This is a genomic window from Allostella sp. (genome assembly GCF_041913585.1).
In the GTDB taxonomy this organism is placed as follows: Bacteria; Pseudomonadota; Alphaproteobacteria; order ATCC43930; family Allostellaceae; genus Allostella.
The window spans coordinates 24,172-49,801 of record NZ_JAYSFE010000019.1; the positions used below are offsets into that span (position 1 = coordinate 24,172).

The 25,630-nt window shown below is 72.4% G+C and carries 26 protein-coding genes; 14 read left to right on the forward strand and 12 right to left on the reverse strand.

All coding sequences use genetic code 11. The features are described from left to right. Window positions 1-3 precede the first annotated feature (3 nt). The 6 genes from ACE3Q3_RS05730 to ACE3Q3_RS05755 form a co-directional block, all read right to left on the reverse strand. Window positions 4-837 (reverse strand): RNA methyltransferase, encoded by an 834-nt coding sequence (locus tag ACE3Q3_RS05730; RefSeq protein WP_374443287.1) that lies wholly within the window; start codon window positions 835-837, stop codon window positions 4-6. Beyond that, window positions 837-2,432, reverse strand: a complete 1,596-nt coding sequence (gene cimA, locus ACE3Q3_RS05735; protein ID WP_374443290.1) for a citramalate synthase — start codon at window positions 2,430-2,432, stop codon at window positions 837-839. Before cimA ends, ACE3Q3_RS05730 begins: the two co-directional genes overlap by 1 nt. 4 nt (window positions 2,433-2,436) lie before the next feature. Continuing rightward, on the reverse strand, window positions 2,437-3,807 hold the full coding sequence (cysS, locus tag ACE3Q3_RS05740) for a cysteine--tRNA ligase (RefSeq protein WP_374443292.1): 1,371 nt from the start codon (window positions 3,805-3,807) through the stop codon (window positions 2,437-2,439). Between the two features lie 52 nt (window positions 3,808-3,859). Next, on the reverse strand, window positions 3,860-5,206 hold the full coding sequence (gene gltX, locus ACE3Q3_RS05745; protein ID WP_374443295.1) for a glutamate--tRNA ligase: 1,347 nt from the start codon (window positions 5,204-5,206) through the stop codon (window positions 3,860-3,862). Between the two features lie 14 nt (window positions 5,207-5,220). Continuing rightward, window positions 5,221-6,876, reverse strand: coding sequence for an NAD+ synthase (locus ACE3Q3_RS05750; RefSeq protein WP_374443299.1), 1,656 nt, complete (start codon window positions 6,874-6,876; stop codon window positions 5,221-5,223). Window positions 6,877-6,981: 105 nt separating this feature from the next. After that, the gene (locus ACE3Q3_RS05755; protein ID WP_374443302.1) at window positions 6,982-7,296 is read right to left on the reverse strand and encodes a BON domain-containing protein; all 315 of its coding nucleotides are present in this window, start codon (window positions 7,294-7,296) and stop codon (window positions 6,982-6,984) included. Window positions 7,297-7,434: 138 nt separating this feature from the next. Between ACE3Q3_RS05755 and ACE3Q3_RS05760 the strand changes: the two genes are divergently transcribed. From ACE3Q3_RS05760 to ACE3Q3_RS05770, 3 genes are all read left to right on the forward strand, one after another. Further along, window positions 7,435-7,959, forward strand: coding sequence for an N-acetyltransferase family protein (locus ACE3Q3_RS05760; protein ID WP_374443305.1), 525 nt, complete (start codon window positions 7,435-7,437; stop codon window positions 7,957-7,959). A 3-nt stretch (window positions 7,960-7,962) separates the two neighbouring features. Next, the gene (locus ACE3Q3_RS05765; protein ID WP_374443307.1) at window positions 7,963-8,988 is read left to right on the forward strand and encodes an NADP-dependent oxidoreductase; all 1,026 of its coding nucleotides are present in this window, start codon (window positions 7,963-7,965) and stop codon (window positions 8,986-8,988) included. A gap of 112 nt (window positions 8,989-9,100) precedes the next feature. Continuing rightward, window positions 9,101-9,754 (forward strand): DedA family protein, encoded by a 654-nt coding sequence (locus ACE3Q3_RS05770; RefSeq protein WP_374443309.1) that lies wholly within the window; start codon window positions 9,101-9,103, stop codon window positions 9,752-9,754. Here the strand turns inward: ACE3Q3_RS05770 and ACE3Q3_RS05775 are convergent, their stop codons facing one another. The 6 genes from ACE3Q3_RS05775 to ACE3Q3_RS05800 all read right to left on the reverse strand — a co-directional run bounded on the left by ACE3Q3_RS05775 (window position 9,755) and on the right by ACE3Q3_RS05800 (window position 15,578). After that, the gene (locus ACE3Q3_RS05775) at window positions 9,755-10,903 is read right to left on the reverse strand and encodes a cytochrome-c peroxidase (protein WP_374443312.1); all 1,149 of its coding nucleotides are present in this window, start codon (window positions 10,901-10,903) and stop codon (window positions 9,755-9,757) included. Continuing rightward, window positions 10,900-11,301, reverse strand: a complete 402-nt coding sequence (locus tag ACE3Q3_RS05780; RefSeq protein WP_374443315.1) for a FixH family protein — start codon at window positions 11,299-11,301, stop codon at window positions 10,900-10,902. Before ACE3Q3_RS05780 ends, ACE3Q3_RS05775 begins: the two co-directional genes overlap by 4 nt. Then, window positions 11,298-12,134, reverse strand: coding sequence for an amidohydrolase family protein (locus tag ACE3Q3_RS05785; RefSeq protein ID WP_374443317.1), 837 nt, complete (start codon window positions 12,132-12,134; stop codon window positions 11,298-11,300). The genes ACE3Q3_RS05780 and ACE3Q3_RS05785 overlap by 4 nt, the downstream gene beginning before the upstream one ends. Window positions 12,135-12,166: 32 nt before the next feature. Next, window positions 12,167-13,336, reverse strand: a complete 1,170-nt coding sequence (locus tag ACE3Q3_RS05790) for a nicotinate phosphoribosyltransferase (protein ID WP_374443320.1) — start codon at window positions 13,334-13,336, stop codon at window positions 12,167-12,169. Window positions 13,337-13,355: 19 nt separating this feature from the next. Next, window positions 13,356-14,741, reverse strand: a complete 1,386-nt coding sequence (locus ACE3Q3_RS05795; protein ID WP_374443323.1) for a class II 3-deoxy-7-phosphoheptulonate synthase — start codon at window positions 14,739-14,741, stop codon at window positions 13,356-13,358. Window positions 14,742-14,921: 180 nt separating this feature from the next. After that, window positions 14,922-15,578, reverse strand: coding sequence for a LysE family translocator (locus ACE3Q3_RS05800; RefSeq protein WP_374443326.1), 657 nt, complete (start codon window positions 15,576-15,578; stop codon window positions 14,922-14,924). A gap of 181 nt (window positions 15,579-15,759) precedes the next feature. Between ACE3Q3_RS05800 and ACE3Q3_RS05805 the strand changes: the two genes are divergently transcribed. The 11 genes from ACE3Q3_RS05805 to ACE3Q3_RS05855 all read left to right on the forward strand — a co-directional run. Continuing rightward, entirely contained in the window at window positions 15,760-16,968 is a 1,209-nt protein-coding gene (locus ACE3Q3_RS05805; RefSeq protein ID WP_374443328.1) for an alpha/beta fold hydrolase, read from the forward strand. Between the two features lie 121 nt (window positions 16,969-17,089). Beyond that, complete coding sequence (locus tag ACE3Q3_RS05810) at window positions 17,090-17,872, forward strand: ABC transporter ATP-binding protein (RefSeq protein ID WP_374443330.1); 783 nt, start codon at window positions 17,090-17,092, stop codon at window positions 17,870-17,872. Next, the gene (locus tag ACE3Q3_RS05815) at window positions 17,869-18,582 is read left to right on the forward strand and encodes an ABC transporter ATP-binding protein (protein ID WP_374443332.1); all 714 of its coding nucleotides are present in this window, start codon (window positions 17,869-17,871) and stop codon (window positions 18,580-18,582) included. The genes ACE3Q3_RS05810 and ACE3Q3_RS05815 overlap by 4 nt, the downstream gene beginning before the upstream one ends. Window positions 18,583-18,600: 18 nt before the next feature. Next, window positions 18,601-19,470: a branched-chain amino acid ABC transporter permease gene (locus ACE3Q3_RS05820; RefSeq protein ID WP_374443334.1), complete on the forward strand. Its 870-nt coding sequence runs from the start codon at window positions 18,601-18,603 to the stop codon at window positions 19,468-19,470. A gap of 4 nt (window positions 19,471-19,474) precedes the next feature. Then, the gene (locus ACE3Q3_RS05825; RefSeq protein WP_374443336.1) at window positions 19,475-20,452 is read left to right on the forward strand and encodes a branched-chain amino acid ABC transporter permease; all 978 of its coding nucleotides are present in this window, start codon (window positions 19,475-19,477) and stop codon (window positions 20,450-20,452) included. A 30-nt stretch (window positions 20,453-20,482) separates the two neighbouring features. After that, a complete protein-coding gene (locus ACE3Q3_RS05830) occupies window positions 20,483-21,685 on the forward strand; it encodes an ABC transporter substrate-binding protein (protein ID WP_374443338.1) in 1,203 nt (400 codons plus the stop codon). 95 nt (window positions 21,686-21,780) lie between these two features. Next, window positions 21,781-22,059, forward strand: a complete 279-nt coding sequence (locus ACE3Q3_RS05835; RefSeq protein WP_374443341.1) for a metal-sensing transcriptional repressor — start codon at window positions 21,781-21,783, stop codon at window positions 22,057-22,059. 7 nt (window positions 22,060-22,066) lie between these two features. Next, window positions 22,067-23,281, forward strand: coding sequence for a nickel/cobalt efflux transporter (locus tag ACE3Q3_RS05840; RefSeq protein WP_374443344.1), 1,215 nt, complete (start codon window positions 22,067-22,069; stop codon window positions 23,279-23,281). Window positions 23,282-23,429: 148 nt separating this feature from the next. Further along, window positions 23,430-23,678 (forward strand): hypothetical protein, encoded by a 249-nt coding sequence (locus ACE3Q3_RS05845; RefSeq protein ID WP_374443347.1) that lies wholly within the window; start codon window positions 23,430-23,432, stop codon window positions 23,676-23,678. Continuing rightward, complete coding sequence (locus ACE3Q3_RS05850; protein WP_374443350.1) at window positions 23,675-25,081, forward strand: TolC family protein; 1,407 nt, start codon at window positions 23,675-23,677, stop codon at window positions 25,079-25,081. The genes ACE3Q3_RS05845 and ACE3Q3_RS05850 overlap by 4 nt, the downstream gene beginning before the upstream one ends. A 16-nt stretch (window positions 25,082-25,097) precedes the next feature. Then, window positions 25,098-25,630, forward strand: a 533-nt coding sequence (locus tag ACE3Q3_RS05855) for a multicopper oxidase domain-containing protein (protein ID WP_374443356.1), incomplete at its 3' end; no start/stop codon positions are given.

Genomic DNA, 25,630 nt, shown 5'->3' on the forward strand with positions numbered 1-25,630 from the left:
CGGTCATGCCGCCGAGGCGCCGCCGTCGCGATCGTCGCGATCGGCCTTGCGCGGCCGCCCCGGCAGCGGTGGCGCCTTGCGCAGGGCGTAGACGACGCCGTGCAGCGTGCGGATCTCCTGCTCGGTCAGGCCGGCGCGCTCGAAGGCGTTGCGGATCGAGCGCATCATGTGCGGACGCATGTCGGGCGCCTGGAAGAAGCCGCCCGCGTCCAGCCCCGCTTCGAGCCGCTCGAAGAAGTTGAGGAGTTCCTCCCGGGTCGCCGGCCGCGTGCCGTTGTAGGGCAGTTCCTCGGCCGGGGTCTCGTCGCCGGACTGGAACCACTCGTGGCAGACGAGCAGCACCGCCTGGGCGAGGTTGAGCGACGAGAAGCCGGGGTTGAGCGGCACCGTCAGGATCGTGTCGGCGAGCGAGATATGATCGTTGACGAGGCCGGTGCGCTCCGGCCCGAAGAGCAGCGCCACCCGCTCGCCCCGGGCCGCCGCCTGGCGCAGTTCGGCCGCCGCCCGGCGCGGCGTCACCACCCGCTTCACCATCTCGCGCGGGCGGGCCGAGGTCGCGTAGACGTGCCGGCAGTCGGCGATCGCCTCCTCCAGTGTCGCGAAGACCTGGGCCGCCTCCAGAACCATGTCGGCGCCCGACGCGGCCGCGACGGCGCGCGGCGACAGCCGGCTCTCGCGCGGGGCGACGAGGCGCATGCGGGTCAGGCCGCAGTTCAGCATGGCACGCGCCGCGCTGCCGACATTCTCGGCGAGCTGCGGCTGCACCAGGACGACGACCGGCCCCGCCTCCCCTTCGTCCGCCGGCACCGCGACCCGCGCGAGGTCGGTGCCCGACATCAGGCCGCCGCCCCGCCCGCGAGCCGCATCAGGCAGTAGGTGATGGCGTCGTGAAGGGCGTTGTAGGACGCGTCGATGACGTTGGTCGAGACGCCCACCGTCGCCCAGCGCTCGAGCGCCGGATGGTCGCTCTCGATCATCACCCGGGTGACCGCCTTGGTCGCGTCCTCCGGCGTCAGGATACGGACCTTGTAGTCGACGAGGCGCATCGCTTCGAGCGCCGGGAAGGCCGGGACCAGCACCTTGCGCAGGGCCGTGTCGAGCGCGTTGACCGGCCCGTTGCCCTCGGCGACGGTCATGTGGCGCTGGCCGTCGACGGTCACCTTGATCGTCGCCTCGGACAGGGTGACGAGGTCGCCGCGGGCGTTCCAGCGCCGCTCGTCGATGACCCGGAAGCCGTCGAGGCGGAAGAAGTCGGGCACCGTCCCGAGCGCCCGGCGCGCCAGCAGTTCGAAGCTCGCCTCCGCCCCGTCATAGGCGTAGCCGTCGAACTCCCGCCGCTTCACCGTGTCGACCAGGGTGGAGAGCTTGGGATCTTCGGCGCCGATCTCGATGCCGGCGTCGCGCAGCCGGGCCAGCACGTTCGAGCGCCCGGCCTGGTCGGAGACGATGATGTGCCGCCGGTTGCCGACCAGCGACGGCTCGACATGCTCGTAAGTTCGCGGGTCCTTCTCGACCGCCGAGACGTGCAGACCGCCCTTGTGGGCGAAGGCGGCGTCGCCGACATAGGCGGCATGGCGGTTGGGCGCCCGGTTGAGCCGCTCGTCGAGCAGGCGCGAGAGGCCGGTCAGGCGCTTCAGCCCGTCGCGGTCGATCCCCGTCTCCATGCCCATCTTCAGCACCAGCGACGGGATCAGCGAGATCAGGTTGGCGTTGCCGCAGCGCTCGCCCAGCCCGTTCAGGGTTCCCTGCACCTGGCGGGCGCCGGCCCGCACCGCCGCCAGCGAGTTGGCGACCGCGTTCTCGGTGTCGTTGTGGCAGTGGATGCCGAGCCGATCGCCGGGGATGCGCTTCGCCACCTCGCGGACGATCGCCTCGATCTCGTCGGGCAGCGTGCCGCCGTTGGTGTCGCACAGCACCATCCAGCGCGCGCCGGCACCGTGGGCCGCCTCCAGGCAGGCCATCGCGTAGTCGGGATTGGCCTTGTAGCCGTCGAAGAAATGCTCGGCGTCGTACATCGCCTCGCCCTTGCGCTGGGCGGCATGGCGGATGCTGTCGGCGATGAGCTGGAGGTTCTCGTCGCGCGGGATGCCCAGCGCCACGTCGACATGGAAGTCCCAGGCCTTGCCGACGAGGCAGGCCGCGTCCGAGCGGCCGGCCAGCACCGCCGCCAGGCCCGGGTCGTTGTCGACGCTGCGGCCCGGCCGCCGGGTCATGCCGAAGGCGACGAGCTTCGCCCGGGCGAGCGCCGGCGGGGCGGCGAAGAACTGCTCGTCGGTCGGGTTCGCCCCCGGCCAGCCGCCCTCGACATAGTCGATGCCGGCGGCATCGAGCGCGCGGGCGATCGCCACCTTGTCGGCGACGCCGAAATCGACGCCCTGGGTCTGGGCGCCGTCGCGCAGCGTGGTGTCGAAGAGATGGACGCGGTCGCCCATGGCCCTACCCCGCCCGCCGCCAGAGCGTGCCCTGGGCGGTGTCCTCGAGCACGATCCCCTGGTCGGCGAGTTCCTTGCGGATGCGGTCGGCCGCCGCGAAGTCGCGCGCCTTGCGGGCGGCGACGCGGGCCGCCACCAGCGCATCGATCTCGCCGTCGGCCGCCGCCCCGCCCTTCAGCCACGCCTCCGGCGGCTGCTGCAGCAGGCCGAGCAGGCCGCCCATGGCGACGAGCGCCGCCGAGGCCCCCGGCCGCCCGTCGTTGACCAGCCCGAGCTGGCGCTTGAGGTGGAGGTCGATCGCCGCCGGCGTGTTGAGGTCGTCCTCGAGCGCGGCCAGGAACTCCGGATCGATCACGCCCTCGCCCTCGGCCGGGTTGCGGCGGAGCGCGCCATAGAAGCGGTCGAGGTCGGCGCGCGCCTCGGCGATGCGCTCGTCGGTCAGGTCGAGGGGCTGGCGGTAGTGCGTCTTCAGAAGCGCCAGCCGGATCGCCTCGCCCGGAATCCCGCGGTCGAGCAGGTCGCGCACGGTCCAGAAGTTGCCGAGCGACTTCGACATCTTCTCGCCGTTCACCATGACGAAGCCGTTGTGGACCCAGTGGCGGGCGAAATGCGTCTCGGTGCGCAGGCCGCCATGGGCGCACACGCTCTGGGCGATCTCGTTCTCGTGGTGCGGGAAGATGAGGTCGATGCCGCCGCCATGGATGTCGAAGACGGGCCCCAGCGTCGCCTCGCTCATCGCCGAGCACTCGATGTGCCAGCCCGGCCGGCCCCGTCCCCAGGGGCTGTCCCAGCCGGGGATGTCCTCGGGCGACGGCTTCCAGAGCACGAAATCGGCCGGATCGCGCTTGTAGGGCGCGACGTCGACGCGGGCGCCGGCGATCATCTCGTCGCGGTTGCGCCGGGACAGCTGGCCATACCCCGGGAAGGACGGCACGGCGAACAGCACATGCCCCTCGGCGACATAGGCGTTCCCGGCCCGGATCAGCCGCTCGATGATCCGGATCATGCCGTCGATGCTCTCGGTCGCGCGCGGCTCGTGGGTCGGGCGCAGCGCGCCCAGCGCGTCCATGTCGGCGTGGTACTGCGCCAGCGTGCGGTCGGTCAGCGCCCGGATCGGCTCGCCGTTGGCCTTGGCCGCGGCGTTGATCTTGTCGTCGACGTCGGTGACGTTGCGGACATAGACGACATGGTCGGCGCCGTAGACGTGCCGCAGCAGCCGGAACAGCACGTCGAAGACGACGACGGGCCGGGCGTTGCCGACATGGGCGCGGTCGTAGACGGTCGGTCCGCACACATACATCCCCACCCGGTCTGGATCGCGGGGGGTGAAGGGCTCGAGCGCCCTCGTCAACGTGTCGTGGAGGCGGATGGTCACGGGACCCTTGTCCTGTCGGGCTGTGGGGTGGCGCGGATTTCGGGTGCCGCGGCTACGCCGTCTCGCCGGCGAGACGCCTCAGCGCCCGCTCGCGGCCGAGGAGCGGTAGCAGATTGCGCATCTCCGGTCCATGGTCGCGGCCCGTCAGCGCCTGCCGCAGCGGCTGGAACAGCAGCTTGCCCTTGCGTCCGGTCGCCGCGGCGACGGCCTGGGTCCACCCCTTCCAGGTCTCCGGCGTCCAGGGCTCGGGCGGCAGCAGCGCCGCGGCCGCCGCCGCGAACCCGGGCTCGTCGATGACCGGGGCCAGCGGCCCGCGGCACACCCGCCACCAGTCGGCCGCGTCGCCGAGCCGCGCCAGATTGGGCCGCACCGCCTCCCAGAAGTCCGCCCCCGCACCCGCGAGCCCGAGCGCCGTCAGACGGTCCGCCACCGCTTCGTAGGGCAGCAGGTGCAGGACCCGGGCGTTCACCTGCCACAGTTCCTCGACCTCGAAATGCGGCGGCGAGCGGCCGAACCGCGCCAGATCGAAGCCGGCGACGAGCGTCGCGAGGCCGGCCGCCGGCTCGACCGGGTCGGCGGTGCCGAGCCGGGCGAGCAGGCTCGCGACCGCCATCGCCTCCACCCCCTCCTCGCGCAGCGAGCGCAGGGACAGGCTGCCCTGGCGCTTCGACAGCTTTTCCCCCTGCCCGCCCGCGAGCAGCGGCAGGTGGGCGAAGGCGGGGCCGGCCGGGTCGCCGCCGAGTGCCCGCCAGATCTGGATGTGGACCGGGGTGTTGGCGATGTGGTCGTCGCCGCGCACGACATGGGTGATGCCGAGCTCGAGGTCGTCGACGACGGAGGCGAAGGTGTAGATCGGCTGGCCGTCGGCACGCAGCACGACGGGATCGCTGACATGGCCGCCCGCGAACGACAGCCGGCCGTGGACGAGATCGTCCCAGGCGACGGCCTCGTCCGCCAGCCGGAAGCGCCAGTGCGGCGGCCGACCCGCCGCCTCCAGCGCCCGGCGCTCCGCGGGCGTCAGGGCGAGGGCGGCGCGGTCGTAGACCGGGGGCCGGTGGCGCGCGAGCTGCGACTTGCGCTTCAGCGCCAGTTCGTCGGGCGTCTCGTAGCAGGGATAGACAAGGTCCCGGGCCTTCAGCCGGTCGAAGGCCGCACGATAGGACGGGAGCCGGTCCGACTGGCGCGCGAAGCGGTCCCAGTCGAGGCCGAGCCAGGCGAGGTCCTCCAGGATCGCCGCGGCATAGCGCTCCTCGGAGCGCTCGGTGTCGGTGTCGTCGAGGCGCAGCAGGAGGCTGCCGCCCCGGCTGCGGGCGAGGAGCCAGTTGACCAGGGCGGCGCGGGCGTTGCCGACATGGAGGAACCCGGTCGGGCTCGGTGCGAAGCGGACGGCGACGGACAAGGCGGGCGCGGTCTTCAGCCGCAGAAGCCGTTGGTGATCGGATAGCGGCGCTCGCGCCCGAAGGCGCGGCGGGTGATCTTCGCCCCCGGCGGCGCCTGCCGCCGCTTGTACTCGGCGCGATCCAGCATCCGCCGCACGCGCTGCACCGTCTCCCGGTCATGGCCGCGGGCGACGAGATCGTCGACCGCCCGCTCCTCCTCGACCAGCCCCTTCAGGATGGCATCGAGCACGGCGTAGGGCGGCAGCGCGTCCTGGTCGGTCTGGTTCGGACGCAGTTCGGCCGTCGGCGCCTTGGTCAGGACGCGGTCGGGCACGACCGGCCCGGCGGGGCCGCGGCCGCCCGCCGGTGCCACCGCGTTGCGCCAGCGGGCGAGCGCGTAGACGGTCGTCTTGTAGACGTCCTTCAGCACGGCGTAGCCGCCGCAGAGGTCGCCATAGAGCGTCGCGTAGCCGACCGACATCTCGGACTTGTTGCCGGTCGAGAGCACCATGTCGCCGAACTTGTTCGACAGCGCCATCAGGGTGACGCCGCGGGCCCGGGCCTGGATGTTCTCCTCGCTCGCATCCGCCTCGCGATCGCCGAACGCATCCGCCAGCATGTCGGCGAAGGCGCGCATCGCGGGCGCGATCGCGATCGTCCGCAGCGGGATGCCGAGCCGACGGGCGCAGTCCGCGGCATCGTCGAGGCTGTCCTGCGAGGTGAAGGGCGACGGCATCATCACCGCCCGCACCCGCTCCGGCCCGAGCGCGTCGACGGCGACGGCCGCCGCCAGCGCGCTGTCGATGCCGCCCGAGAGGCCGAGCACGACGCCGGGGAACCCGTTCTTGTCGACATAGTCGCGCAGGCCCAGCACCAGCGCGCCGTAGGTCGCCGCCATGCCCTCGGCCGGCGCCGCCAGCGGGGCCGCGGCGCAGCTCCAGCCGTCGGCGCCGCGGGTCCAGACGCCGGTCGCGACCTGCTCGGCGAAGGCCGGCAGCTGCGCCCGGAGCGTGCAGTCGGCATCGAGCGCGAAGGAGGCACCGTCGAAAACCAGTTCGTCCTGCCCGCCCACCTGGTTGACATAGACGAGCGGCAGGCCGGTTTCGCGCACCCGCGCCACCGCCAGCCCGAGCCGCTCGTCCGCCTTGTCGCTCTCATAGGGCGAGCCGTTGGGGACGATCAGGATTTCGGCGCCCGACTCCTGGAGCGTCTCGGCGACGTCGGGCGTCCACATGTCCTCGCAGACCATGACCCCGAGGCGCACGCCGCGGAACATGATCGGCCCCGGCACCGCGCCTGCCGCGAAGACCCGCTTCTCGTCGAAGACGCCGTGGTTGGGCAGATCGTGCTTGCGCCGGACCGCCGCGACACGGCCGGCATCGAGCAGGAGGGCGGCGTTGTAGAGCCGGCCGTCGACGCGCCAGGGGGCGCCGACCAGGAGCGCCGGACCGCCGTCCGCCGTCTCCGCCGCCAGCGCCTCGGCCGCGGCGCGGACCCGGTCCTGGAAGGCCGGGTTCAGCACCAGGTCCTCGGGCGGGTAGCCTGCCAGGACGAGCTCCGGACAGACGACGAGATCGGCGCCGGCCGCCGCCGCTTCGGCGCGGGCCTGCCGCACCCGGCGCAGATTGCCCGCGACGTCGCCGACGGTCGGGTTGATCTGGGCGAGCGCGATGGCGAGGCGGTCCGACATGAAGCTTTCCGGGAAGGGCCGGCGGAAGCTAGGTGCCGGGCCGCCCGGCTGTCAATTCGGCGCCCGGCCACGATCCGTCATGGCCGGGCCGGGCGGGGCGTCGCGTCAGCGGATCATCAGGTTGTTGCGCACGCCCTTGACGCCGGAGACCGAGCGCGCGACCTGGGTCGCCTTCGCCTTGGCGGCGGCCGTGTTGACGGTGCCGCTCAGCTGCACGATGCCGTCGTCGGTGGTGACGTCGATCTTGAAGAGGTTGAGCTCGCGGTCGTCGATGAGCTGCGCGCGGACCTTGGTGCTGATCGCCGTGTCGTCGATATACTCGCCCGTGCTCTGGCTGGACGAACTGCCCGCGCAGCCCGCGACCGGGGCGGCAAGCAGGCCGGCGACCACGAGAGCCATGGCGAGGTGGGAGGTCTTCATCGGATGTCCTTCCTGGAAGCGATGCCGGAGCGGAGCGGAGCGGCCGCTGCCGCCGTCACGCGCCTGGAACGCCGGCGACCCAACCCGGTTCCGCCGGCACGGCTGACCGCGGCCGGTCCCTTGGGCTAGAACCGACGCATGGCCGATTCCGACCCCTATCTCGTCCGCCCGGCCGTCGCCGCCGACGCGGCCACGCTGGTCGCGCTCACCGCGGCGCTGGCCGCCTTCCACGGCAAGCCCGGTGCCGCGTCGGTGACCGTCGCCGACGTGCTCCGCGACGGCTTCGGCGAGCGGCCGCTGATCTGGTTCTGGCTCGCCGAGGAGCGCGCCACGGGGCGCGCCGTCGGCTACGTCCAGCTCTGCCAGGGCTATGCCGCCTGGCTCGGCCGGCCGACGCTCGTGGTCAACAACCTCTATGTCGACGCGGCGATCCGCGGCGCCGGGCTCGGCCGGCGGCTGATGGCGGCCGCTGCCGCCTTCGCCCGCGGCCAGGGCATCGAGCGGTTGGAACTGCACGTCGTCGACTGGAACCCGGCCCGCCGGTTCTACGAGGCGATGGGGTTCCAGGTGATGAAGGATTTCCGCTGCCGGATCGACCGCGAGGCGCTCGACCGGCTCGCCGCAGGCGCAAGCGCCGCCGCTTCCCTTCCGACAGGAGCCTGACCGATGCCGACGCACCGCCGTTTCGTCCTCGCCGAGCGCCCGGCGATGCGGGCCCCGCGCCCGACCGACTTCCGGCTCGAGGAAGGGCCGCTGCCCGAGCCGAAGGCGGGCGAGGTGCTGGTGCGCACGGTCTTCCTGTCGCTCGACCCCTACATGCGCGGACGGATCAGCGCCGTGAAGTCCTATGCCCGCTCGGTCGAGCCCGGCGAGACCATGGTCGGCGAGGCGGTGGGTGAGGTCATCCTCTCCCGCGCCGAGGGCTTCTCGCCGGGCGATCTCGTCCGCGGCCATCTCGGCTGGCAGACCCACGGCGTCCTCCCCGCCGCCCAGGCGCGCCGCATCGTGCCGGCGGGCTTCCCCCTCTCCTACTATCTCGGCGTCCTCGGGATGCCGGGGCGGACGGCCTATTTCGCGCTGCTCGACATCGGCCAGCCGAAGGCCGGGGAGACCGTGCTGGTCTCTGCCGCCTCGGGCGCGGTCGGCCAGCTCGTCGGCCAGATCGCCCGGATCAAGGGCGCCCGCGCCGTCGGCATCGCCGGCGGGCCGGACAAGGTCGCGTGGTGCCGCGAGATCGGCTTCGACGCCGCCTTCGACTACAAGGGCAAGGACGCCGAGGCCCTGGTCGCGGCCGTCGCCGAGACCTGCCCCGACGGCGTCGACGTCTATTTCGACAATGTCGGCGGGGTGATTCACGACGCCGCGATGGACAACCTCAACCTCCGCGGCCGGGTCATCATCTGCGGCACGATCTCCGGCTACAACCGCCTCGAGCAGCCCGACACCGGCCGCCGTCACCTGCGCACCCTCCTCGTCAAGCGCGCCCGGATGCAGGGCTTCCTCGTCGGCGACTATGCCGCGCGGGAGGCCGAGTTCGAGGCCGACATGCCGAAATGGCTGCGCGAAGGCCGGATCCGCTACCGCGAGGACGTGGTCGAGGGCTTCGAGCGCATGCCCGAGGCCTTCGTCGGCCTGCTCGAGGGCCGGAACTTCGGCAAGCTCGTGGTCCGCGCCGGCCCCGATCCGGCGTGAGCCCGGGGGCCGAAGGAGGCGCGAAGTGCCGCACATCGCCGCCGCCGGTGACGCGACGGCGCGCGCTGCCTATGTCTGAGGCCCGATTTCGGCTGCGGAGAGGACCCCTGCCTTGGAAAGCCTGATCGCCGGCATCGGCGATTTCATCTCGGCCAATCAGCACTGGGCCGGCCCGATCCTGGGCCTCATCGTCTTCGGCGAATCCCTCGCCGTGGTCGGGCTGCTGGTGCCGGCGACGGCGCTGATGCTGGTCACGGGCGGGCTGATCGCGACCGGGACCCTCGACCCCTGGATCGTGCTGCCCTGGTCGATCGCGGGTGCGGTCGTCGGCGACGCCGTGTCCTACTTCGCCGGCCGGATCATGGGTCCCAGCATCATGCGGCGCTGGCCGCTCAGCCGGCACCGCCAGTCGGTCGCCCGCGCCCGCCTCTTCTTCCGCCGCTACGGCACCGCGTCGATCTTCTTCGGACGCTTCCTCGGCCCGATCCGGTCGACGATCCCGCTGGTGGCGGGGACGATGCTGATGAGCAACCGCAAGTTCCAGTTCGCCAACATCACCTCGGCCATCGTCTGGGTACCGGCGATGCTGGCGCCCGGCTGGGCCGCCGCCAAGGGACTGGGCGACCTCAGCGCCATCCACGATTCCGGCTGGGTCCTGCTCGGCGCCGCCATCGTCGCCGCCAGCCTCGCCGCGGCCTGGATCGGCTACCGCATCCTGCGCGGCCAGCCGCGACGGCGGCGCCCGGCCCGACCGTCTCTCGGATAGTCACTCCGGCGACAACGTCCGCAGGAAGGCGACGAGGTCCGCCTGCTCCGTCGGACCGAGGCGCAGCGGCCGGACGAGGCGGCTGCCGTCGGCATGCAGGCGCTCCTCGTCGACCTCCGAATAGTGCCGGACGACGTCGGCCAGGGTGGCGAGGCGGCCGTCATGCATGTAGGGCGCCGTCGCCGCGACGTTGCGCAGCGACGGCACCCGGAACAGCCCGAAGTCGCGGTGCTGCGGGTCGAGGTGCCGCGTCGCCGTCGCATCGCCGCCGTCGTTCCAGCGGCCGAGGCGGGTGAACGGGCTGGCGCGCAGCCGCTCGACGCCCCCCGCCCGGCCGGGATCGACACGGCCGCGCTCCAGGAAATAGCCGACGCCGACATCCTCGAACTCGCCGTGGCTGAAGGCCGGACCGGCGTGGCAGAGGCTGCAGTTGCCGCGGCCGACGAAGGTCCGGAGGCCGCGGAGGGCATCGGCCGGATAGCGGGCGACGGCCGCGGCGTCGCCGGCGGCGAGGCCGTCGCGGAAGCGGTCGAAGGGCGTGCGGCCGCTGGTCAGCGTCTCCTGGAAGGCGGCCAGCGCCTTGGCGGCATCGACCGCGAGCGCGAGGTCGTCGGTCGGGCCCGTCGGCGCGGGCAGCCGCCGGTGGAGTTCCGAGAGGTGCGGGTCGGCGCGCAGCAGTGCCGCTACGCCCGCAACCGAGCCGCCCATCTCGCCGGGTTCGAGGATCGGGCGCAGGCTCGCCGCCCACAGGCTGTCGGCGGCCCCGTCCCAGCCGAACCAGCGCCGCCCGCGGGCATCGAGCAGCGACGGCGCGTTGCGATCCATCCGGGCAATGCCGACGCTGCGCGCGAGGCCGTCGGCCCAGGCCCGCTCGGGCCGGTGGCAGGTGGCGCAGGCGACGCCGCCGCCCGCCGACAGGCGCGGGTCGAAAAAGAGTGCCCGACCCAGTTCCGCCGCGGCGGCATCGCCCGACAGGCGGTTGCCGCCATCGCGCCGCCACGGCTCGGGCCACGGGCCGTGGCGCAGGATGCGGGCGGTCTCGTCGGCTGCCAGCCCGTCCGCGGCCGCCGGCCGGACCGCCGCCACGACGATCAGGACGAGAACGGCCAGCCATGGGACGAGCCGCGCCCGCCGGCCCGGCCGCGTCACTCGACCGTCTCCTCCGCGGTCAGCCGCTCGGTCCGGACGGGACTGCCGAGGTCGAAGGCGATCTGCCAGCGGCCCGCCATGTGGAACATCATGCCCTCGACCCGCCAGGCACCGTCCGCCTCGCGCACGAGGCTCGGGGCGTAGTTCATGCCGTGCCCGTGCTCGGGCATCCAGGCCCCGACCCGGACCAGCGCCGGCGCCGGCGCGCCGCCCGCGGCGCAGGTCGCCACCCGCATCCGGAACGGCCGGCCCGGCACCGGGGTCGGCGGTTCCATCCGGAAGCTCAGCGCATAGCCGGCGGCCGCGATGCGGCGCGTCCCGTCCCGTTCCGGGGCGTCGCCGCAGGCGGCGGCCGCGGTCGGCGCGAGCGCCAGGAGCACGGCCGCCGCCAGCCTCACTGCCCCCGCCCGGCCGGGAAGGCGCCGAAGAGCGCATCGGCGTTGCGCCAGGCGATGCGCTCGGCGAGGCCGGCCGGCAGGGTCGCCAGCCATTGCCGCGACCACGCGGCGTGGCGGCCGACATAGTGCCAGCGCTCCGGCGCGAACGTGTCGGTGCCGACCATGAACCGGTCCGGGAAGGCCTCGAAGACGGCCAGCCATTCGGGGTCGACGCGGCCATCCCGGGCATGGTCGCTGCGGAAGGCGAGGTCGCACCACAGGTTCGGGTGGCGTTCCAGCATGGCTCGGACGTTGGCCGGTGCGTCGAATCCGGCATGCGCCCAGAGGATGCGTGCCGCCGGATCGTGGCGGAACAGGCGCTCGACCGCCGCCGCGTCGGAATGGGCGTGGAGGAAGAGGCCGTGCTGGCGCGCCAGTTCCACCACCCGGCGCACCACCGGCAGGTCGGCATCGGCACCGTAGACGTGGAACTCGCCAATGCCGACATAGCGGAAGCGGGCGAGCCGGTCCTCCAGATGCGCGATGATCGAGGGATCGTGCATCCAGGTCGAGAGCTCGCCGCGCCGCCGGTAGGGTCGCAGTTCCGGGACGATCAGGTCGGGCGCGACGGCATGGAGCTTCTGGGTGCCGTCGTCGCTCGAACTCGACACCAGCGCGCGGCGGATGCCGGCCTCGCGCAGGATGCGGATGGCGTCCTCGGGGGGCAGGAACTCCCAGGCATCGGCGCTGTAGTGGAGATGCGCGTCGACGATCGGCAGTTCCGCCGCCCGCAGGTGCGGCGCCGCCGCCGTCAGCAGCGCCACCGCCAGTCCCAACCATCCGGCTCGCCCCATGCCCCCTCCTCCCGGCGGCCGACGGCCGCCCGTCAGCGATCGAGATAGCGCAGCAGGAACTCGCGGCCCACCTTCACGCTCGGCTTGCCGCCATAGGAGACGATGTCGGCGGTGGCATAGGTCTCGGTCCAGGTCTCGGGCAGGTAGGACCCGGTACCGATGACGTCGACCGGCGTCTCGGCGATCGCCATCGCCTTGCACTTGGCCGGCGTGAAGCCGGAACTGGCGACGATGCGCGCCTCGCGGAAGCCCGCCTCGTCGAGCCGCTCGCGCAGGTGCCAGATCGCCGCCGCCGAGACACCGGTACCGACCAGGTGGCGCAGTTCGGTCTCGGTGCGGTAGCCCTTGATGGCGCGCGGCGCATGGCGGTCGAGCACGGCGTAGGAACTGTTGAGGTCGAGCCCCTCGACATAGCGCCCGCCATGGGTGTCGAGCCGGAAGGCGAGCCGGCCGGACGCCGCGATCTCGGGGAAGCGGCGGCAGACGGCGATCGCGTCCGTCACCTCCTGCCCGAAATAGTCGACGAGCACCGTCATCGCCTCGTCGGGGAAGGCCTCGTGGTACATCTCCGCGGCGCGCACCGTCGATCCGGCATAGCCGATGAGCGCGTGCGGCATCGTCCCCATGCCACGCTCGTTGCCGAAATGGTGGGCGGTCGCGTCGGTGGCGTTGCCGATGAAGCCGCGGGCGCCGGCGTCGCGCCGGGCCGCCGACGAGCCGACGCTGGCGGCGTAGGCCATCATGTCCGCCATCTCCGAACCGGCGCAGTGCCGGGCATCCATGGCGAGGAACGCGACGTTCGGCAGGTCGACGCACATCTGGTAGGCGTTGTAGGCGGCGACGCACGCCGGACCCAGCTTCTGCAGGTAGATCGTCTCCAGGTCGACCAGATGGTAGAGCGGCCCGGACAGCATCATCAGCGGCTCGCCGGCGCCGACCCAGGCGCCCTCGGCATGCGGCAGGCGGATGTCGAAGGCGACGCCACGGGCGGCCGCCATCGCCTCCAGCCACTGCACCGCCAGCCGCGGCGTGCAGATGACCGGCCGCCGCATGAAGACGGCGTAGGTCACGGCCGTGTCGCCGAAGCGGCCCACCGTCTCCTTGGTCTTGAGGAAGTACTTGTCGGCCAGCCGCGCGACCTGGTCGGCGGCCGGCGAGGGGACCGCGCCAGCCGGCGCGGCCCCGACCCCGTCTGCGGGCATCGTTCGAAGTCGCGCCGGCTCAGGCGCTGGCCGCCGCCGGCTGGCGGGCCAGCCCGAGCCGCTCGGCCTTGAGCTGCTCGGCGAGCAGGAAGGCGAGTTCGAGGGCCTGGCTGGCGTTGAGGCGGGGATCGCAATGGGTGTGGTAGCGGTCCGACAGGTCGCTGTCGCTGATCGCCTGCGCGCCGCCCGTGCATTCGGTGACGTCCTGGCCGGTCATCTCGAAATGGACGCCGCCCGGATGGGTGCCCTCGGCCTGGTTGACGGCGAAGAAGGTCCGCACCTCGGCCAGCACGCGGTCGAAGGGACGGGTCTTGAAGCCGGTGGGGGACTTGATGGTGTTGCCGTGCATGGGGTCACAGCTCCACACCACCTTGCGGCCCTCGCGCTTCACCGCGCGCAGGATGGGGGGCAGCTTTTGCGCGACCTTGTCGTGGCCCATGCGGACGATGAGCGTCAGGCGGCCCGCCTCGTTCTCGGGGTTGAGGATGTCGCAGAGCCGGATCAGTTCGTCGGTGTCCATGGACGGACCGACCTTCATGCCGATCGGGTTCTTGACCCCGCGCAGGAACTCGATGTGGGCGCCGTCCGGCTGGCGGGTGCGGTCGCCGACCCACAGCATGTGCGCCGAGACGCCGTACCAGTCACCGGTCGTCGAATCGATCCGCGTCATCGCCTGCTCGTAGGGCAGCAGCAGCGCCTCGTGCGAGGTGAAGAAGTCCGTCTCGCGGATCTGCGGCGTCGTCTCCGAGGTCAGGCCGCAGGCGGCCATGAACTCCAGCGTCTCGGTCAGCCGGTTGGCCAGTTCGCGATAGCGCTCGCCGAGCGGGCTGCGGTCGACGAAGCCGAGGTTCCAGCGATGCACCTGGTGCAGGTCGGCATAGCCGCCCTGGGCGAAGGCCCGCAGCAGGTTGAGGGTCGCCGCCGACTGGCTGTAGGCGCGCACCATGCGCTCCGGATCGGGGGTCCGGGCCTCCGGCGTGAACTCGATGCCGTTGATGTTGTCGCCGAGATAGCTCGGCAGCGTCACGCCGCCGATTTCCTCGACCGGCGACGAGCGCGGCTTGGCGAACTGGCCGGCGAGGCGGCCGACCTTCACCACCGGGCAGGCGGCGCCGTAGGTCAGCACGACCGCCATCTGCAGCAGGACCCGGAACGTGTCGCGGATGTTGTTCGGATGGAACTCGGCGAAGCTCTCGGCGCAGTCGCCGCCCTGCAGCAGGAAGGACTTGCCCTCGGCGACCTTGCCGAGCGCCGCCTTCAGCCGCCGCGCCTCGCCGGCGAAGACCAGCGGCGGGTAGCTGCGAAGCGTGTCCTCGACCCGGGCGAGCGCGACCTGGTCGGGATACTGGGGCAGGTGCTTCGCCGGCTTCGAACGCCAGCCGTCCGGGGTCCATTTCTGCGGCATGTTCGTTTCCTCGGGACGGGCCGTCGGCGCCCGCGCACGGGCGGCCGGCCCATTTCTCCAGCAATGATCCAACCGTTCCTCTTACAGCGCATGGCGCCGGCGCGCCAGCACCCGCGCCGAATCGCAGGCCGACCCGCGGCCCGCGTGCAACAGGTCGCGGGACGCTGCCGCGCCGCCGCGCTACGGCATCCGCGCGACCAGTTCGACCCGGACCTCGTCGGCCAACCGAAGACCCAGTGCGATCATCACCACCCCCGCCACCCGGTCGAGCCAGGCCGTGAGCCGGCGATAGTGGCTGCGGGCGAGCGGGGTCGACAGCGCCAGCGCGACCGCCGCGTACCAGACGAGCGACTGCACCGTGACCAGCGCCACGGCCGCCGCCAGGAACCAGGCGGGCGCATCCGCCGGCACCAGCAGGGCGAAGACGCTGGTCCAGAACACCGCAGACTTGGGGTTGCTCAGCGTCGTCGCAAGCCCGGCCAGGAAGGGCGAGCGCGCCCCCGGCACCGCCCGCCCGGCACGGGGCCCGGTCGCGTCCGGCGCGGCCCGCCGGGCCGCGCGCAGCATGCGCCAGCCGACATGGACGAGGTAGGCGGCGCCGGCGAGCCGCAGTGCAAGGTAGAGGTCGCCCGCCGCCGCCAGCAGGAGGCCGATCCCGGCGAGACTGAGGCCGACCCAGACGAAGGTGGCGACGCCGATCCCCGCGGCCGCGCGCAGCCCGGCTCCCCGCGACATCGCTGCCGAGCAGTAGCTGACGACGACCGTGTTCGGCCCCGGGATCATCGCCATCAGGATGTGGATGGCCGAGAGGTGCAGGAGGACGGGCAGCAGGTCCATGGACGGTCTGGCTCCGAAGCCGGGGCCCGCTCGCCCCTGCGGTACGGCATGCAATCTTCGCACCGGGCCGGCTTCGGCGGCTTCGCCATTGCCCCGGCCGCCGCGCCGGGCCACATCAGAGCCGGGCCACATGAGAGCCGGGCCACATGAGAGCCGGGACCGAGGATGGTCGGAGGGCGATATGGCGGGCGAACGCTTCACCTTTCCCGGATCGGGCGGCGCCGCGCTGGCCGCGCGTCTCGACCGGCCGGTCGGGACGCCGCGGGCGACGGCGCTCTTCGCCCACTGCTTCACCTGCTCCAAGGATTCCCTGGCCGCCGCGCGCGTCGCCGCCGGCCTGACCGAGCGCGGCTTCGCCGTCCTGCGCTTCGATTTCACCGGCCTCGGCGGCAGCGACGGCGACTTCGCCAACTCGGGCTTCGCCGGCAATGTCGAGGACATCGCGGCCGCCGCGCGGCACCTCCGCGGCATCGGACTGCCGCCCGCCCTGCTGGTCGGCCACAGCCTCGGCGGCACCGCCGTGCTCGCCGCGGCCGAACTGCTCCCCGAGGTGCGTGCCGTCGCCACCATCGGCGCCCCCTTCTCGCCCGCCCATCTGTGGGAGGGCCTGGGTCGGCCGTCGGCCGGGACGGACGGGACGGTCGAGGTGGTCGTCGGCGACCGGCCGTTCCGGCTGTCGGCGGCGTTCCTGGCCGACCTCGAGCGCCACGACCTCGGCGAGCGGATCGCCCGCCTGCACCGCGCGCTCCTCGTCTGCCACGCGCCGCTCGACGCGGTGGTCGGGATCGCCGAGGCGACCCGCATCTTCGTCGCCGCCCGCCATCCCAAGAGCTTCCTCGGCCTCGACGGCGCCGACCACCTGCTGACCCGGCGCGAGGACGGCATCTTCGCCGGGCGGATGATCGCCGAATGGGCGACGCGCTATCTCGACCCCGCCCCGGCCGCCGCCGACGTGGCCGCGACCGCCCGCGTCACGGTCACGGAGCGCGGCACCGGTCGGTTCGTGCAGGAGGTCCGGGCGGGGCGCCACCGGCTGACGGCCGACGAGCCCGTCGCCGTCGGCGGCGAGGATGCCGGGCCCAATCCCTACGACCTCCTGCTGTCGGCGCTCGGCGCCTGCACGGCCATGACGCTGCGCATGTATGCCGAGCGCAAGGGGCTGTCGCTCGGCCGGATCTCGGTGGCGCTCGACCATGCGAAGCTCCATGCGCGCGACTGCGCGGAATGCGAGGCCCGCCAGGGCATGGTGGACCGGATCGAGCGGGTGATCGCGATCGACGGCGGCATCGCCCCGGACCTGGAGGCGAAGATCCTGGAGATCGCCGACAAGTGCCCGGTGCATCGCACCCTCGAGGGCCGGCCCGTCGTGGCGACGCGGCTGGCGAAATAGCGCCGCGCCGGCAGGCCGGTTGCCGGCCGCCGCCGGGTCGGGCACTATCGCCCCATAAGGCACGCGACGAATCGCGGCCGGACCGCCGGGACAACCGGCGGGCGAGCGGGGGGAACGGCACATGGCGGCGGAGGGGACACCCCTTCTCAGCGTGCGCGACCTGTCGATCCGTTTCGGGGGCATCGTCGCCCTCGACGGCGTCGGGTTCGACGTGCGCGCCGGTGCCATCACCGGCCTGATCGGGCCGAACGGGGCCGGCAAGACCACCCTCTTCAACTGCCTGAGCCGGCTCTACCGCCCGAGCTCCGGCACCATTGCCTTCGAGGGACGGCCGCTCCTGGACGTGCCGCGCCACCGCATCGCCCAGCTCGGGATCGGCCGCACCTTCCAGAACCTCGCCCTCTTCCGCGCCATGTCGGTGCTCGACAACGTCCGGGTCGGCGGCCATTGCCGGATGCGGGCGGGCTTCCTCGCCCATGCGCTGGGCCTGCGGCCAGTCGCGCGCGAGGAGGCCGACCTGCGGGCGGAGGCGGAGCGCCTGATCGACCTGCTGGACCTGGGACCGGTCGCCCACCACCCGGTCGCCGCCCTGCCCTTCGGCACCCAGAAGCGGGTCGAGCTCGCCCGCGCGCTGGTGACGCGGCCGAAGCTGCTGCTGCTCGACGAGCCGGCGGGCGGCCTCAACCACGAGGAGGTCGACCAGCTCCGCACCCGCATCCGCGACATCCGCGACCGGCTCGGCGTCACCGTGCTGCTGGTCGAGCACCACATGAACCTGGTGATGACCGTGTCGGACCAGGTGGTCGCGCTGAACTTCGGCCGCATCATCGCCGACGGCCCGCCGGCCATGGTCCGCGCCGACCCCGGCGTCGTCCGCGCCTATCTCGGCGAGCACGCCGCGTGACGGCGATCCTGGAGGCGACGGGCCTGACGGCGGGCTACGGCGCCTCCCCGGTGCTGCACGGGCTCGACTTCGCGGTGCCGGCGGGCGGCGTCGCCACCATCCTCGGGGCCAACGGCGCCGGCAAGACGACCACCCTGCGCGCCGTCTCGGGCCTGATCCGGCCGCAGGGGGAGGTGCGGTTCGCCGGCGAGCGCATCGACCGGCTGGCCGCCGAGGACATCGCCCGGCGCGGCATCGCCCACGTCCCGGACGGCCGCGGCACCTTCGTCCACCTGTCGGTCGAGGAGAATCTCCGCCTCGGCGCCTATTCGCGGCGCGACCCGGCCGGCGTGGCGCGCGACTTCGACCGCGTCTTCGACCTCTTCCCCGTGCTGCGCGAGCGCCGCCGGCAGCAGGCGGGCACGCTGTCCGGCGGCGAGCAGCAGATGCTGGCGATCTCCCGCGCGCTGATGCTGCGGCCGAAGCTGATGCTGATGGACGAGCCGTCCTTCGGCCTGGCGCCGCTCGTCGTGCGCGAGATCTTCCGCATCATGCGCATGGTGAACCGCGAGGAGGGGGTGGCGATCCTGCTGGTCGAGCAGAACGCCAACCTCGCGCTCGAACTCGCGAGCCGCGCCTATCTCCTGGAGACCGGGCGGCTCGTCGTCGGCGGCTCGGCCGAGGAGCTCCGTGCCGACGACGCCGTCCGCCGCTCCTATCTCGGCTACTGAGAGAGGCGAGGCCCGCGGATGGAAGCCTTCCTGCATCAGGTCCTGTCCGGGCTGGCGACGGGCGGCATCTACGCCATCGTCGCGCTGGCGCTGGTGATGATCTACCAGGCGACGCACCTCGTGAACTTCGCCCAGGGCGAGATGGCGATGTTCTCGACCTATCTCGCCTGGACCATGATCGGCGCCGGCCTGCCCTACTGGGTCGCCTTCGGCGGCACCGTCGCCCTCTCCTTCGTCCTCGGCATCGCCATCGAGCGCATCGTCATCCGGCCGGTGGAGAAGGCGCCGGTGCTGGCGGTCGTCATCGTCTTCATCGGCCTGCTGGTGATCCTCAACAGCGTCGCCGGCTGGATCTACACCTACACGATCAAGAGCTTCCCCAGCCCGTTCCCGGCGCGGACCATCCTCGGCGGCTACGTCTCGGCCCACGAGCTGGGCGTCATGGCGGTGACGATGGGGGTGCTGCTGGCGCTCTTCCTCTTCTTCCGTTTCACCCCGCTCGGCCTCGCCATGCGGGCGGCCGCCCAGAACCCGGTCTCGAGCCGGCTCGTCGGCATCCGCGTCGGCTGGATGCTGGCGCTCGGCTGGGGGCTCGCGGCCGCGATCGGCGCCGTCGCCGGGATGATGGTGGCGCCGATCGTCTTCCTCGACCCCAACATGATGGCCGGCATCCTGCTCTACGGCTTCGCCGGGGCGCTGCTCGGCGGCATCGACAACCCGGCCGGCGCCGTCGCCGGCGGCTTCGCGGTGGGGGTGCTGGAGAACCTCTCGGGCGCCTATCTCGTCGGCACCGAGCTCAAGCTGACGGTGGCCCTGGTGCTGATCGTCGGCGTCCTCGTGGTCCGCCCCTCCGGCCTCTTCGGCCGGGTCCTGGTGCACCGGGTCTAGGGCGATGGACCGCCTCCTCGGACCGCAGGGCCGCCGCGTCGGACTGGCGCTGCTGCTGCTGCTCCTCGCCTGCCTGCTGCCGTTCCTCGTCTCCAGCTACCGCATCTTCCAGCTCACCTCGGCGCTGACCTATGCGATCGCGCTCGTCGGCCTCAACATCCTGACCGGCTGGAACGGCCAGATCTCGCTCGGCCACGGTGCCTTCTACGCCATCGGCGCCTATGTCGCGGCCATCCTGATGGACCGCTGGGACGTGCCCTACTGGGCGACGATCCCGGCGGCCGGCCTCGTCTGCCTCGGCGCCGGCTTCCTCTTCGGCCTGCCGGCGCTCCGCCTGGAGGGGCTCTACCTGGCGCTCGCCACCTTCGCGCTGGCGCTGGCGACGCCGCAGCTCCTAAAATCCAAGCATCTGGAGCAATGGACGGGCGGCGTCCAGGGCATCGTCATCCTCAAGCCCGACGCGCCCTTCGGCCTGCCGCTCGACCAGGACCAGTGGCTCTACTTCTTCACCCTGGCGGTGGCGCTGGCGATGTTCTGGCTCGCCCGCAACCTGCTGGCGGGCCGCATCGGGCGCGCGCTGGTCGCCATCCGCGAGCATCCGACGGCGGCCGAGGCGATGGGCGTCGACATCGCCTTCTGCAAGTCGATGACCTTCGGCGTCAGCGCCATGTTCACCGGCGTCGCCGGCGCCCTCGGCGCCATCGTCGTGCAGTTCGTCGCCCCCGACAGCTTCACCCTCTTCCTGTCGATCACCCTCCTGGTCGGGATCGTGGTCGGCGGGCTCGCCTCGCTGTCGGGCGCGATCTGGGGCGCCCTCTTCATCCAGTTCATCCCCAACGTCGCCGACCAGATCTCCAAGGCGGCGCCGTGGGCCATCTACGGCCTCTTCCTCATCGCCTGCATGTACCTGATGCCGACCGGAGTGGCGGGCCTGCTGCGCGCGGCAGCCGCCCGCCTCGGCAGGGCGCCGCCCGGCCCCTGAACGACGACCGCGCCCGAGAGGAGACGTACCATGCGTATCCGGACCCTCGCCCTGCCGCTGGCCCTCGCCACGGCGCTCGCCGCCCATCCGGCGGCGGCCCAGAAGAAGTACAGTCCCGGCGCCACCGACACCGAGATCAAGGTCGGCAACGTCAACCCCTACAGCGGCCCGGCCTCGGCCTATGGCGCGATCGGCAAGGCGATCGGCGCCTATTTCGCCAAGGTCAACGACGAGGGCGGCATCAACGGGCGCAAGATCACCTACATCACGCTCGACGACGGCTACAGCCCGCCCAAGGCGGTCGAGCAGACCCGCCGTCTCGTCGAGCAGGACCAGGTCCTTCTGGTCTTCCAGCCGCTCGGCACGCCGTCGAACACGGCGATCCACAAGTACATGAACGCCAAGAAGGTGCCGCAGCTCTTCGTCGCCACCGGCGCCACCAAGTGGGGCGACCCCAAGCACTATCCGTGGACGATGGGCTGGCAGCCCAACTACCAGACCGAGGGCCGCATCTACGCCCGCCATATCCTGGAGAACAAGCCGGCCGCCAAGATCGCCGTGCTCTACCAGAACGACGACTACGGCAAGGATTACCTCAAGGGCTTCAAGGACGGGCTCGGCGCCAAGGCGTCGATGATCGTCGCCGAAGCCTCCTACGAGGTCACCGACCCGACCGTCGACTCCCAGATGGTGACCCTGAAGGCGTCCGGCGCCGACACCTTCTTCAACATCACCACGCCGAAGTTCGCGGCGCAGGCGATCCGCAAGGCCTACGACATCGACTGGAAGCCGCTGCACTTCCTCAACAACGTCTCGAACTCGGTCGGCTCGGTGCTGACGCCGGCCGGACTGGAGAAGTCGGTCGGCCTCGTCAGCTCCTACTACCTCAAGGACCCGACCGACCCGCAATGGGTCAAGGACCCGGGCTATCTCGACTGGCTGGCATGGATGAAGAAGTACAATCCCGACGCCAACCTCACCGACACCTTCAACGTCTACGGCTACACCGTCGCCCAGACGCTGGTGCAGGTCCTGAAGCAGTGCGGCGACGACCTGACGCGCGACAACGTCATGCGCCAGGCCGCCAACCTGAAGAACGTCAGCCATCCGATGCTGCTGCCGGGCATCACCATCAACACCGGGCCCGACGACTTCTATCCGATCGAGCAGATGCAGCTGATGCGTTTCAACGGCAAGACCTGGGACGCGTTCGGCCAGCCGATCGGCGGCTGACGCCATCCGGGCCGGCGGGGCGCGGCCGGTGGCGACCGGCCGGCCGCGCTCCGTGGCCCCTTGCCATATCCTATGGGGGGGGATAGGATGTGCGCATGTCAGACACGCACGTCCACCAGAGCCATCCGGAGATCGTCAAGCGGCTGAAGCGCGCCGAAGGGCATCTCCGCGCGATCGTCGGGATGATCGACGCACAGCGCCCCTGCCTCGACGTCGCGCAGCAACTGCACGCCGTCGAGAAGGCGATCGGGCAGGCCAAGAGGACGCTGATCCAGGACCACCTCGACCATTGCCTGGAGCATGTCTCCGGCGCGATGCCGCGCGAGCAGCGCCGGTCGGTCGAGGAGTTCAAGGAAATCACGAAGTATCTCTGAGGCCGAGATGTCCGGGTTCGCCGAACTGATCCGGCAGGGGTCGCTGCAGGCCTGGCTGTTCGTCCCGAGCGCCATTCTTCTGGGGGCGCTGCACGGGCTCGAGCCCGGCCACTCCAAGACCATGATGGCCGCCTTCATCGTCGCCATCCGCGGCACCGTGCGACAGGCGGCGATGCTCGGGATCGCCGCGACGGTCTCGCACACGCTGGTCGTCTGGGTGATCGCGCTGGGCGGTCTCTACCTGTGGCGGGACGTCCAGGCGGAGACGTTCGAGCCCTATTTCCAGCTCGCCTCGGCCGCGATCATCATCGCCATCGCCCTCTGGATGTTCTGGCGGGTGTGGCAGGACCGCGCGCGGGCGGAACTGGCCGACCCGCCCGACGGCCATGGCACGACCGACGGCCACGCGCACCACGGCCACGCGCACCAGGTGCACGGTCATGACCACCATGGCCACGGAGCCGCGACGCGCCGGATCGACACCGGCCACGGCGTGATCGCGGTCGAGATCTTCGAGGACGACGGGCGCCCGCGGTGGCGCATCCGCAGCGAGAGCGGCCGGCCGTGGCCGGCCGACGACGTGGCGATCGTGACCGAGCGCCCGAGCGCCGACCGCCAGGCCTTTGCGCTCGTCGCGCGGGGCGATTGCCTGGAATCGGTCGACCCAATCCCCGAGCCCCACGAGTTCATGGCACGGATCAGCCTCGGCCACGGCAACCACACGCACGACTACGATCTCTCCTTCGTGGCGGCCGATTCCCCGGCCCACGATCACCTGCACGAGGAAGTCCGCGGGCTCCGGATTGCGACGGACGGCTACCAGGACGCGCACGAACTGGCCCACGCCAACGACATCCGCCGCCGCTTCGCCGATCGTGCCGTGACCAACTGGCAGATCGTCCTGTTCGGGCTGACGGGCGGCCTGATCCCGTGCCCGGCCGCGATCACCGTGCTGGTGCTCTGCCTCCAGTTGCGGGAACTGACGGTCGGGTTCGCGCTCGTGCTGTGCTTCTCGATCGGGCTCGCGCTCACGCTGGTCGCGGTCGGCGCGGCGGCCGCGCTCAGCGTGCGCGGCGCGGCGCGGCGCTGGACCTGGTTCGGCACGCTGGCGCGCCGCGCGCCATACCTTTCGGCCCTGCTGATGATCGCGGTCGGCCTCTATGTCGGGTTCCACGGCTGGTCGGGGCTGGCCGCGATCGCCGGCGCCCCGGCTCCGGCATAGGCGTCCCGCAATACTCCGTTACATTCGCGATACGCGCGCGCAACGCCGTCGCGCCACTTTCGCCGATGCCGGATGGTCCGGCGGAGGCAAGGGCATGCGGGCGGCGCTTCTGCGATCGGGGCTACTGTGTGCGGCGGCGGCCGCATCCATGCTCGCCGCCTGTGCGCCCGCAGCCCCCTTCGCCGCCGACGACCCCGCCGATCCGACGCATCGGGCGGCCACGCCTGCCTATCGGTCGCCGTTCGCCGGCCAACCCGCCTTCGCCGTCGCCGAGCCGCGGCCGTGGCGGGAAACCAACGACCTCGTCCGCCGGCTCGGCGGCGCGGCGGGCCATCTCCGCGAGCCCCCGGCGCCCGACGGCGACGGGACGGGCGGCAGCCGGCAGGCACGGCCGTGAAGCGCGCCGCCGTCGCGGCACTGCCGCTGCTGCTGTCGGCCTGCGCCGGGCTCGTCGAGGAACGCGGCTTCGCCGCGGTCCGGGCCGAAGCGCAGGAGGCGATCGGCCCGGAGATCGCCCAGAACGTCCAATGGATCCGCACCGAGGACGAGCGCAAGGCGGCCCGCGCGCGGGTCGAGGCGATCCTGTCCGAACCCCTGACCGCCGACGGCGCCGTCGCCGTCGCGCTCCTCAACAACCGCGGCCTCCAGGCCGACTATCACCGCCTCGGCCTCTCGGCCGCGGCGATGGTCGCGGCGCTGACGCCGCCCAACCCCGGCTTCTCCTTCGGGCGCCTCCGGGGCGGCGGGGTCCTGGAACTGGAGCGGGCGGTGACGCTCGATGTCCTCGGGCTCCTGACGCTGCCGATCGCCGCCGCGATCGAGGACCGGCGCTGGGAGCAGGCGAAGCTGGAGGCGCTGGACGCGGTGCTGCGGACGGCGAACGAGGCCCGCCTCGCCTTCGTCGGCGCGGTCGCCGCCGAGCAGATCCTGGCCTACATGGAGCAGGCGAAGGAATCCGCCGAGGCGAGCGCCGAGATGGCGCGGCGGCTCGGCCTCGCCGGCACCTACGGCCGGCTGCAGCAGGCGCGCGAGCAGGTCTTCCGGGCCGAACTGCTGGTCCAGTACGCGCGCGCCCGGCGGGCGCGGACCGCCGCCCGCGAGCGCCTCGCGCGCGCGCTCGGCCTCTGGGGCTCGGCCCCGGAGATCCGCCTGCCCGACCGCCTGCCCGAGCCGCCGGCGAAGCTGCCGGAGCGCAGCGATCTGGAGGCGAAGGCCATGGCCGGGCGGATCGACGTCCGCATCGCCCGGCTGGAAGCCGAGGGCCTGGCCCGCAGCTACGGCCTCACCCAGGCGACCCGCTTCGTCAACGTGCTGGAAACCGGCTGGCAGGACAAGCGGGAGACCGGGTCGCCGATCGCGCGCGGCTACGAGATCGCCGTCACGGTGCCGATCTTCGACTTCGGCACCACCCGGGTCGCCCAGGCCGAGCACACCTACATGGCGGCGGTCCACCACCTCGCCGGGACGGCGGTCGCCGCGCGGTCAGAGGTGCGCGAGCGCTACGAGGAGTACCGCCTCGCCTGGGACCTCGTGCAGCACTACCGCCGCACCGTCGTTCCCGGCCGCAAGGCGATCTCGGACGAGCAGTTGCTGCGCTACAACGGGATGCTGGTCGGGGTCTTCGAATTGCTGGCCGATGCACGCGACCAGATCGCCGCCGTGGTCGCCACGATCGAGGCCGAGCGCGACTGGTGGGAGGCCGAGGCGGCACTCGACGCGGCCCTCCTCGGCGGTGCCGTGGCCGGCGGCCGCGAATCCACCCCCGCCCTGGCCGCACGCCGCCCCGGCGGCGCCCACTGACCCCGAGGCCGAACCCATGATCCCTCGCCGCAGCCTCCTCGCCGGCGGTGCCGCCGCCGTCGCCGCCGCCACTGCCCTGCCCCGCGGCGCGGTCGCCACCCTGCCCGACCCGGTGATCCAACCCTCGGCCGACACCCAGGCACCGCTCCAGCCGCCGAACGGCCGTCCCTACCAGCCGGTCGCCACCCTCAACGGCTGGACGCTGCCGTGGCGGATGCGCGACGGCTGGAAGGAGTTCCACCTCGTCGCCGAGCCGGTCGAGCGCGAGATCGCGCCCGGCATGGTGGCGCGGCTGTGGGGCTACAACGGCCAGTCGCCGGGGCCGACGATCGAGGTGGTGGAAGGCGACCGCGTGCGCATCTTCGTCACCAACCGCCTGCCCGAGCACACCACCATCCACTGGCACGGCCAGCGCCTGCCCAACGGCATGGACGGGGTGGGCGGCCTCAACCAGCCGCAGATCCCGCCGGGCAAGACCTTCGTCTACGAATTCATCGCCCGCCGCCCCGGCACCTTCATGTACCACCCGCACGCCGACGAGATGGTGCA

What these genes read in the sequence shown, in the direction of transcription:
- ACE3Q3_RS05835 (WP_374443341.1), top strand. Translation starts at nt 21,781, where the DNA reads ATGTCAGACACGCACGTCCACCAGAGCCATCCGGAGATCGTCAAGCGG.
- ACE3Q3_RS05765 (WP_374443307.1), top strand. Translation starts at nt 7,963, where the DNA reads ATGCCGACGCACCGCCGTTTCGTCCTCGCCGAGCGCCCGGCGATGCGG.
- ACE3Q3_RS05805 (WP_374443328.1), top strand. Translation starts at nt 15,760, where the DNA reads ATGGCGGGCGAACGCTTCACCTTTCCCGGATCGGGCGGCGCCGCGCTG.
- ACE3Q3_RS05845 (WP_374443347.1), top strand. Translation starts at nt 23,430, where the DNA reads ATGCTCGCCGCCTGTGCGCCCGCAGCCCCCTTCGCCGCCGACGACCCC.
- ACE3Q3_RS05825 (WP_374443336.1), top strand. Translation starts at nt 19,475, where the DNA reads ATGGACCGCCTCCTCGGACCGCAGGGCCGCCGCGTCGGACTGGCGCTG.
- ACE3Q3_RS05810 (WP_374443330.1), top strand. Translation starts at nt 17,090, where the DNA reads ATGGCGGCGGAGGGGACACCCCTTCTCAGCGTGCGCGACCTGTCGATC.
- cimA (WP_374443290.1), bottom strand. Translation starts at nt 2,432, where the DNA reads ATGGGCGACCGCGTCCATCTCTTCGACACCACGCTGCGCGACGGCGCC.
- ACE3Q3_RS05760 (WP_374443305.1), top strand. Translation starts at nt 7,435, where the DNA reads ATGGCCGATTCCGACCCCTATCTCGTCCGCCCGGCCGTCGCCGCCGAC.
- ACE3Q3_RS05785 (WP_374443317.1), bottom strand. Translation starts at nt 12,134, where the DNA reads ATGGGGCGAGCCGGATGGTTGGGACTGGCGGTGGCGCTGCTGACGGCG.
- ACE3Q3_RS05800 (WP_374443326.1), bottom strand. Translation starts at nt 15,578, where the DNA reads ATGGACCTGCTGCCCGTCCTCCTGCACCTCTCGGCCATCCACATCCTG.
- ACE3Q3_RS05755 (WP_374443302.1), bottom strand. Translation starts at nt 7,296, where the DNA reads ATGAAGACCTCCCACCTCGCCATGGCTCTCGTGGTCGCCGGCCTGCTT.
- ACE3Q3_RS05795 (WP_374443323.1), bottom strand. Translation starts at nt 14,741, where the DNA reads ATGCCGCAGAAATGGACCCCGGACGGCTGGCGTTCGAAGCCGGCGAAG.
- ACE3Q3_RS05840 (WP_374443344.1), top strand. Translation starts at nt 22,067, where the DNA reads ATGTCCGGGTTCGCCGAACTGATCCGGCAGGGGTCGCTGCAGGCCTGG.
- ACE3Q3_RS05820 (WP_374443334.1), top strand. Translation starts at nt 18,601, where the DNA reads ATGGAAGCCTTCCTGCATCAGGTCCTGTCCGGGCTGGCGACGGGCGGC.
- ACE3Q3_RS05790 (WP_374443320.1), bottom strand. Translation starts at nt 13,336, where the DNA reads ATGCCCGCAGACGGGGTCGGGGCCGCGCCGGCTGGCGCGGTCCCCTCG.
- ACE3Q3_RS05830 (WP_374443338.1), top strand. Translation starts at nt 20,483, where the DNA reads ATGCGTATCCGGACCCTCGCCCTGCCGCTGGCCCTCGCCACGGCGCTC.
- ACE3Q3_RS05730 (WP_374443287.1), bottom strand. Translation starts at nt 837, where the DNA reads ATGTCGGGCACCGACCTCGCGCGGGTCGCGGTGCCGGCGGACGAAGGG.
- ACE3Q3_RS05750 (WP_374443299.1), bottom strand. Translation starts at nt 6,876, where the DNA reads ATGTCGGACCGCCTCGCCATCGCGCTCGCCCAGATCAACCCGACCGTC.